This window comes from Paenibacillus taihuensis (assembly GCF_003386535.1).
Lineage (GTDB): Bacteria > Bacillota > Bacilli > Paenibacillales > Paenibacillaceae > Paenibacillus_Z > Paenibacillus_Z taihuensis.
Genome location: NZ_QTTN01000078.1, coordinates 1 through 7,810, shown reverse-complemented (window position 1 = coordinate 7,810; position 7,810 = coordinate 1). Strand labels below are relative to the sequence as shown.

The 7,810-nt window shown below is 56.9% G+C and carries 8 protein-coding genes; 1 reads left to right on the top strand and 7 read right to left on the bottom strand.

The window, feature by feature from the left end:
• Positions 1 to 356 precede the first annotated feature (356 nt).
• Positions 357 to 1,001, bottom strand: a complete 645-nt coding sequence (locus tag A8990_RS31050; RefSeq protein WP_116192888.1) for an SOS response-associated peptidase — start codon at positions 999 to 1,001, stop codon at positions 357 to 359.
• A gap of 122 nt (positions 1,002 to 1,123) precedes the next feature.
• On the opposite strand from A8990_RS31050, the gene A8990_RS31045 reads away from it, so the two are divergent.
• Complete coding sequence (locus A8990_RS31045; protein ID WP_116192887.1) at positions 1,124 to 2,113, top strand: helix-turn-helix domain-containing protein; 990 nt, start codon at positions 1,124 to 1,126, stop codon at positions 2,111 to 2,113.
• Here the strand turns inward: A8990_RS31045 and map are convergent.
• From map to A8990_RS31015, 6 genes are all read right to left on the bottom strand, one after another.
• On the bottom strand, positions 2,097 to 2,840 hold the full coding sequence (gene map, locus A8990_RS31040) for a type I methionyl aminopeptidase (protein ID WP_116192886.1): 744 nt from the start codon (positions 2,838 to 2,840) through the stop codon (positions 2,097 to 2,099). The genes A8990_RS31045 and map overlap by 17 nt on opposite strands.
• A 92-nt stretch (positions 2,841 to 2,932) precedes the next feature.
• A complete protein-coding gene (locus A8990_RS31035) occupies positions 2,933 to 3,121 on the bottom strand; it encodes a hypothetical protein (RefSeq protein ID WP_090579883.1) in 189 nt (62 codons plus the stop codon).
• A 263-nt stretch (positions 3,122 to 3,384) separates the two neighbouring features.
• Positions 3,385 to 3,609 carry a hypothetical protein gene (locus A8990_RS31030; RefSeq protein WP_116192885.1) on the bottom strand — a complete coding sequence of 75 codons (225 nt, stop codon included), beginning with the start codon at positions 3,607 to 3,609 and terminating at the stop codon, positions 3,385 to 3,387.
• A gap of 115 nt (positions 3,610 to 3,724) precedes the next feature.
• Positions 3,725 to 4,168, bottom strand: a complete 444-nt coding sequence (locus A8990_RS31025) for a PaaI family thioesterase (RefSeq protein ID WP_116192884.1) — start codon at positions 4,166 to 4,168, stop codon at positions 3,725 to 3,727.
• On the bottom strand, positions 4,131 to 5,861 hold the full coding sequence (locus A8990_RS31020) for a long-chain-fatty-acid--CoA ligase (protein WP_116192883.1): 1,731 nt from the start codon (positions 5,859 to 5,861) through the stop codon (positions 4,131 to 4,133). The genes A8990_RS31025 and A8990_RS31020 overlap by 38 nt, the downstream gene beginning before the upstream one ends.
• 18 nt (positions 5,862 to 5,879) lie before the next feature.
• A complete protein-coding gene (locus A8990_RS31015) occupies positions 5,880 to 7,673 on the bottom strand; it encodes an acyl-CoA dehydrogenase family protein (protein WP_116192882.1) in 1,794 nt (597 codons plus the stop codon).
• Positions 7,674 to 7,810: the final 137 nt, after the last annotated feature.

Here is a 7,810-nt window from a genome sequence, read left to right as displayed (position 1 = left end):
GGGTTTCCCTCATGCCATTTTGGATTCCATTTCTATTCTCGGTCAATGTCATTGAGTTAACTTAATGACATTGCGCCGCAGCGGTCTCTTTTCATATGTAACAGCCTGCAGGTGGTTTACGCTAACCGATCGTATCGATCTTATTTAACCCAAAATAGCACTCAAAAAACCGCTAACGGACTCCAGCGGCGCTATTGTCCCATTTTGCGACCCATTGAGTCTCGTTTACCCCAAATAAGGCTTCTCGGGTCCGTTAGAATCAGGAAGCCCCCGATTTCGGACAAATAACGTCGCTGGAGTCCGTTAGCGCACCGGGACCGCCGTCAGCCGCCAGCCTCCAACCCCCAAACCTCTCCCTACACCCACTCCGTCCGCGGTTGCAGCTCCACTTCCCCGTCGCCGGAGCCGTCCAGCGGGATCGCGATCATGCGCAGCTCGTCCATCGGACGCAGCACCGAATGCAGCTCGTACGGCGTGCGTTTGCCGCGATGCAGCCAATCTCCAATAGCCTCGGGCTCCAGAATCGCCGGCATAAGCGGCTGATACGGGGAGACGAGCGGGTTCGCTTCCGTCATCATCATCGTGCAGGTGCGCATCTCGAAGCCGGATGCTTGGCGGAACACGTCGTACAGTCCCGCAATCGCGAACGTCCCGCTGCGCATGGTGAGCTTGATGCGATGCACCTCTTTGCCGATCGTCCGCGTCACATAGAAGCCGTTGCACGGAATGATGCAGCGCTGCTTCTGGATAATCCGCTCATAAATCGGCTTCTGGAACAGCTTATTGCGGTCCATATGCGTCGAATCTTTGGCCCAATAAGGCACCATTCCCCAACGGAACTCGTCCAAAATACGCCCTGCGTCTTTGTGTTCGAAAATCGCTGAAATCGTATCGGTAGGAGTCACTTCATTGCGGTTTGCGATATAGAGCAGTACGTTGTCGAGCTCAAACTTATCCGTCAGCTCCGAGGACGGAGCCGTAATGGCAATTGCTTCACACATCGGAAAACACCTCCAGTTATTTCGGCTATTATTGCCTGGACGCGTCTAAATCATGTATCCCTATCGTCCATATCGACCTGGAGGCGCTATAATCAAAATAACGAAAGGAGCGAACGATCAAGATGCCGACGAAGATTCCCTCAGCCCCAGCCAAGCCGGAGTTCTCCAAAGGCGAGCGGCTGCTGCCATTCTCCTCCCTCTTTGAAAATGACAACGAGACGCCGATCTATGTGAACCGCGTGCATGAAACATTTGAGCTGCTGATGCATGCGCATGACTTCATTGAGGTGTGCATCGTTGCCGAGGGGACCGGCTTCCACTACATCGGAGACGAGCAGATGCCGGTTGCCCGCGGCGATCTGTTCCTCATCCCGGTCGGCGTTCCGCATGTGTTTCGTCCCGGATCCACCGCCAGAAGCAGGCAGCTCATCATCTACAATTGTATTTTCACGATGGAACAGCTGGACAAGCTGCTGCAAGCAGTGCCAGCGGAGCCGGCGATAGCGGCGATGTACCGCCAGCTCTGCAGCAAGCAGCAGTGGCTGCACGTGCATGAGCGCGGCGAGGAAGGTCAGCTGTTGTTCCATAAGCTATATCAGGAATTCACGACTCGCCGCCCCGGTTACGCCGCGTCCATGTGCGCAGCGGTCATCGAGCTGCTGATCATGCTGTACCGCAGACAGCTGGAACGCGAAACGCTGTCCGGGCAGCACCAAAACCAGCAGCAGCAACAACTCTCGAGAGCAGTGAGTAAACCACCAAGCTCGGTCCAGCAGATCATCGAGGCGATCGATGCCGATTGCGCGGCACCTGAGCTCACGGTTGCAGCCATGGCCGCGCAGCTTGGCGTCAGCGAGCGGCAATTTCAGCGCAGCTTCCAGAAGGCGACGGGCATGACATTCCTCGCCTATGTGCAGAGCGCGCGCATCGAGCTCAGCTGCAAGCTGCTGCTGCGCACCGATGACCTGATAAGCCGGCTCGCTCTTCGCGCCGGCTACCAGGACATGAAATTTTTCAATCGACTGTTCAAGAAGAAGACGGGCATGACGCCGCGCGAATACCGGGCTTCGCAGCGATCCGAATCGTCCATCACGACTACCGCGTCAAAATAATCGGTTCCCCATCCCGCACCGCCACCGTATGCTCATATTGCGCGCCCCATGTGCCATCGACCGTTCGTGCCGTCCAGCCGTCATTGTCGATCCGCACATGAGGGTCGCCAAGCACGAAGATCGGCTCGATCGTAATGACCATCCCTTTGCGCAGCCATTTGCCGGTGCCTGGCTTCCCGCGGTGGAACACCTGCGGGTCCTCATGCATGCGGCGTCCTATGCCGTGCCCGATGAACTCCTCCACGACCGAGTACCCTTCTCGGTCGGCAATTTGCTGCACCGCGTAGCCGACGTCGCCAAGCCGCTTCCCCTCGACCGCATGCGCAATGCCCCGGTACAGCGCCTGTTTCGTCGCCTTCATGAGCCGCTCCACTTCTAGACTCACCTTGCCGACCGCATACGTCCAAGCGGAATCCGCCATCCAGCCGTTCAGCTCCGCCACCATATCGATCGTCACAATCTGCCCTTCTTTTAGCGGAACAGCCGACGGAAATCCGTGGCACACAACATCCCCTACAGAGGCACATGTCGCAAAAGGATATCCTTTATACCCGATCTGCGCGGGACGTGCCCCGTGCTTGCGCATGAATGCATCTGCGAACTTGTTGATTTCAAGCGTCGTCACGCCAGGCTTGATCCGCGCAGCGATTTCCCGATGGCAAGCTGATACAATACGCCCTGTTCTGCGTATGGCTATCAGCTGCTCATCCGTCTTGTAATGAATCATCTGCGTGCCTCCCTCCCGTCAAAGTCAGAGCAGGCGCAAATAACAAAAAACCTTGTCCTAACGTGCAGGACAAGGTTATCGATTCACTCTATTCAGCTAACGGACGACCGGAGTCTGCCCATCTCGTGTTCAACTAGCAGGGTTAATTCTTCCTCGTAGCCTCCCATAATTCGATACTTACGGATGTACTCTCTGACAAATTTCCGTGAATCCTTCGGCTGAAAAATGCGAGTCAGCTCCACGAGGCTTTCTTTGACTTCATTATGGCTGCGTTTCGCCATGAAATCCCCTCCCTAGCATCGGCTTACTGGTCCTAACAGTTACTGTACGAGAACGCACGCGGCGGAACTTGAACCGCGGCTGGTACCAACTGGTGCCTAAACAATCCGTTTGAACGAAGACGAGAAAAGGAGCTCTGAGAGCGGCTTGAAATCAAATATGTTTTCTTTGAAACAATCCATTTAAGTGAATTGTTTCATTTATCAATTAATTATAACATTTTAAACTTTCACTTAAAAGCGAACACCCAAACTTTACATTATTTTCAACTCTCGTTCTGTTCGGGTTTCTCTTCCGCTTCGGCAGCTGCCGACTCCTCCCGAAGCTGCGATTTGAAAATAATCGTTTCAGGCGGGTCAGATTCCGGCGAGCGTGAAGTCATGGCTGACCAAGCGCTGTTCTTATACATTCGTAAGTAGGCGATCACACCTGTAACCGCAACGATGATGCCGAACAGGATGACCGCGCCCGTAACCCATGGGCTAACCATTATGCGCACCCTCCATCTCCCCAGGTGAATTTCCATTTACAGCCTAATTATAGGGGAAAGGGGTAACGCTTTCAATGCGGCGGACATCCCTCTACAAAAATGTAACATGTTACAATTACGTTACTCGGCGGAACGTTCCGCTTCCCCAAGCGAGCAGCTCACCTTTATTATCGACAATACTGCCCTGCAATGTGAGTGTTCGCCTGGATTTATGGATAAGCACAGCCTCACAGCGAATTTCGCCGATGCCTGTACTTTGTAAATAATGGACGTTTAGCTGCGTCGTAACGGTCTTCTCCCCTGGGCATTCCATGATAACGACGAGCCCCATCGCGTTATCGAGCAGCGATGCGAGCACGCCGCCATGCACAATATGTGCGAGATTGAGATGCTCCGGTCTCACCTGCAGCGAGATGCCGCATTTGCCAGGCTCGGCATGAACCAGCTCGCAGCCGAGATAACCCCAGAACGTCGGCTTCGCAGCCTCCGCCAGCCGGTTCAATTGCGCAAGCTCATCACGCTCATTGGAGCGGGGATCCTCCTGTTCCTTCTCGTTCATTCGCTTCCTCCTCCTGCAGCTTGCGCCGCAGCACCTTCCCGATCATCGACATAGGCAGCTCCGTACGGAACTCATAGAGATGCGGCACTTTGAAGACCGCAAGGCGATCCCGGCACCAACGGTCCAGCTGCATCGCCGATACGCTTACGTCTTTGCGCAGCACGATGAACGCTTTGACCGTTTCTCCGCGGTACTCGTCTTTGACCCCGATCACACAGGCGTCCCGAACACCGGGATGTTCGTAGAGCACTTCTTCCACCTCGCGCGGATACACGTTGAATCCGCTCGCGATGATGATGTCCTTGATGCGATCCACAATGGCAAAGAAACCATCGCTGTCGGCCTGCGCCATATCACCGGTCCGCAGCCATTCTCCTCGGAAAGCCGCTTCCGTCGCAGACGGGCTGTTCCAGTAGCCCTTCATCACCTGCGGACCGCGAACGAGCAGCTCGCCGATCTCGCCCTCGGGCAGATCTTCGCCTGTATCCATATCCGCAATGCGCGCGTCGGTATTCGGCAGCGGCAAACCGATAGAGCCGATCCGTCGCTTCGTCCAGATCGGATTCACATGCGTAACAGGCGATGCCTCCGTTAAGCCGTAGCCCTCGATGAGCCTGCCTCCAGTCAACGCCTCAAACTTCGTCTGCACCTCAAGCGGCAACGGCGACGAGCCGCTTACGCAAACTTTTATCGAAGAGAGATCATATTTTTTCACATCGTGATGGTTGAGAAGGGCTACGTACATCGTTGGCGCGCCCGGGAAGACAGTTGCCTTCTGTTTGCGTATCGTTTCCAGCACAGCTTGGACTTCAAAGCGAGGGAGGAGAATGAGAGAGCCGCCTTTCAGAACGGACAAGTTCATGAGCGCGGTTAAACCGAAGACGTGGAAGAGCGGCAATGCGGCGAGAAACCGCTCCTTGCCCTCATCCACGCGGTAAAACCAAGCCGAGCACTGCACGACATTGGCAACTAAATTACGGTGAGTGAGAATCACGCCTTTCGCAAGACCGGTCGTGCCGCCGGTATACTGCAGCTGCGCAGTATCGGCTTCCGGGTTCAACTCGACCTGACTTGGCAGCTTCGGCGCGCGCGACAGAAACGAGGTATAACGAGTCACGCCATGCTTGCCATAGGGGATGCTTGGGTTATGGCCGGAGCGGCGCTGCTTGATCGGGTAGAGCATATTTTTCGGAAAAGGCAGCTCATCCTGGATGGACGTGACGAGCACGGTGCACAGCTGCGGCACCGGACCGTCCTCCGGCACGTCGCCGCGCACCCGCGCCAGCCGCGGATAGAGCAGATCCAGCGTGATGATGCATCGCGCGCCGCTGTCCTTCAGCTGATGCGTCAGCTCCCGCTCCACATAGAGCGGGTTCGTCATGACGACAATCCCGCCGGCGAGCAGGACGCCGAAGTAAGAGATCACCGTCTGCGGGCAGTTCGGCAGCATGATCGCGACGCGGTCGCCTTTGCCGATGCCCACCGCTTGCAGGCCGGCCGCCATGCGGTTCGCGGCAGCCAGCAGCTCGCGGTATGTGGTCTTCCTGCCGTAAAAGTGCAGCGCTTCGTTGCCCGGATATTTGGCAGCCGTCTGCTGCAGCAGATCGCTGATGCTGACGTCCGGAATATCGAGCGTGTGCGGCACTTCGCCGGGATAATTTCGTAACCATGGCGATGCTTGGGCCTGATCCATAACGCGTGACGCCTCCTCCTACAACGTGTACTGTTCGCTGCGGATGACACGAGCGGCAATGCCGCGTTTCAGCGCGATGGTGTCGGCCAGCGGTGCGCGCGTCAGCTTCTTCAGCACCGAGAGCTGCGTTTGGAGCGAATCGCCCTCCTCCAATGCAGACAGCGCCGTCTTCGCATAACGTTCGATCCTCTCCATCGCTTCCTGCACGAAGACGATTGTCATTTCGGTTGCATTTTTGGTGCGGGCAGCCGTGGCTGTCTCCGCGTTCAGGAGCATCTTCCGAGTGCGGAGATTGGCGCTCTCCATCGCGAAGATTTGAATCATCATATCGGCGAGCAGGCAGAGCACCTCTTGCTGCTGTTCCAGCGCAAGCCCATACTTCTGGACCGCAAGCCCGCCGACAGCGAGAAATATCTTCTTCGCCTGCTGAATCCGGTACGTCTCCTTGGAAAGCGGCTCGTCAAAGGTAGGAAGCGGCATCGGCTGCAGCAGCTCTGCTTGGAGCGAGCGCGCTTTGCGGAGTAGCGGCAGCTCGCCTTTAAGCGCTTTTTTCATGAGCGTGCCCGGGATGAGCATCCGGTTGATCTCGTTCGTTCCTTCAAAAATCCGGTTGATCCGCGAGTCCCGGTAGATCCGCTCCACCTTGTATTCACGGATATAGCCGTAGCCGCCGTGAATTTGCACCCCTTCGTCCGCCACGTAGTCCAGCACTTCCGTCGCGAACACTTTATTGATCGAGCACTCGAGCGCGTACTCGGAGATCGCTTTGGCCGCGCGTGCTCCAGCGTTCTCGTCCGAACCGCCTTCCGCCTCGCTCTCTTGCAGCAGCGCATCGATCCAGCCTGCGGTGCGGTACACCATGCTCTCGAGCACATAAGTGGCGATGTTCATATCGGCCAGCTTCGCCCCAATCAGTGGAAAAGAGGAGATCGAGCGACCGAACTGCTTACGCTGGTTCGCATACTTGGAAGCGAGCCCGATCGTCTCCTTCGCACCGCCGACGCAGCCAGCGGCCAGCTTGAAGCGGCCGATGTTGAGGATGTTGAAGGCGATGAGATGGCCTTTGCCGATCTCGCCGAGCACGTTCGAGGCAGGAACCGGCGTGTCTTCGAAGAAGATTGGGCAGGTCGACGAGCCTTTGATGCCCATCTTGTGCTCCTCCGGCCCGATGCTGAAGCCCGAGTAGCCCCGCTCTACAATGAATGCGGTAAAATGGTCCCCGTTCACCTTCGCGTACACGATGAAAATATCCGCGAAGCCGGAGTTCGTAATGTACAGCTTGGAGCCGTTGAGGATGTAGTGCTTGCCGTCCGGCGACAGCCGCGCCGTCGTTCTTGCACCGAGCGCGTCGGAGCCGGATGCCGGCTCGGTCAGACAGTAGGCGGCGATCCGCTTGGCGGTCGCGAGGTCAGGCAGGTAGCGCTCCTTCTGCTCCTGCGTGCCGAAGAATACGATCGGCAGCGTGCCGATGCCGACATGCGCGCCGATCGACAGCGCGAACGACGACGCCTCGGCGAACGTCTCGGCGAGCAGCGTCGAGCTCACTTTGTCGAGGCCGAGGCCGCCGTACGCCTCCGGCACGTCCGCGCCGAGCAGGCCGAGATCGCCGGCCTTGCGCAGTAGCTGCGTCGTGAGCTCGTAATTGAGCGCCTCAATTTCCGCATCCCGCGGCCGCACCTCGCCTGCGAGAAAAGCGCGCGCCGCATCCGCGATCATCCGCTGCTCGTCGGTAAAATCCTCCGGCGTCACGACCGCCTCCGGTGCCATGTCTTCCACCACGAAGCGCCCGCCCCATCGATTGTTTTGCGCCATACGTATTTCACTCCTTTCTAGGAGAAGCAAGAGTGAGACTTTAAAAAAGACTTTAAACTGCTGGGGGTTTGCTGATGAGTGTCCCTGGGGTACTCTCTTTGGTTCAAACTGCTGGATTTCTGCCGATGTGTGGTCCT

Excerpts from the sequence above, each read along its gene's own strand:
- A8990_RS31050 (WP_116192888.1), bottom strand. The coding sequence starts at position 1,001 with ATGTGTGAAGCAATTGCCATTACGGCTCCGTCCTCGGAGCTGACGGAT.
- A8990_RS31045 (WP_116192887.1), top strand. The coding sequence starts at position 1,124 with ATGCCGACGAAGATTCCCTCAGCCCCAGCCAAGCCGGAGTTCTCCAAA.
- map (WP_116192886.1), bottom strand. The coding sequence starts at position 2,840 with ATGATTCATTACAAGACGGATGAGCAGCTGATAGCCATACGCAGAACA.
- A8990_RS31035 (WP_090579883.1), bottom strand. The coding sequence starts at position 3,121 with ATGGCGAAACGCAGCCATAATGAAGTCAAAGAAAGCCTCGTGGAGCTG.
- A8990_RS31030 (WP_116192885.1), bottom strand. The coding sequence starts at position 3,609 with ATGGTTAGCCCATGGGTTACGGGCGCGGTCATCCTGTTCGGCATCATC.
- A8990_RS31025 (WP_116192884.1), bottom strand. The coding sequence starts at position 4,168 with ATGAACGAGAAGGAACAGGAGGATCCCCGCTCCAATGAGCGTGATGAG.
- A8990_RS31020 (WP_116192883.1), bottom strand. The coding sequence starts at position 5,861 with ATGGATCAGGCCCAAGCATCGCCATGGTTACGAAATTATCCCGGCGAA.
- A8990_RS31015 (WP_116192882.1), bottom strand. The coding sequence starts at position 7,673 with ATGGCGCAAAACAATCGATGGGGCGGGCGCTTCGTGGTGGAAGACATG.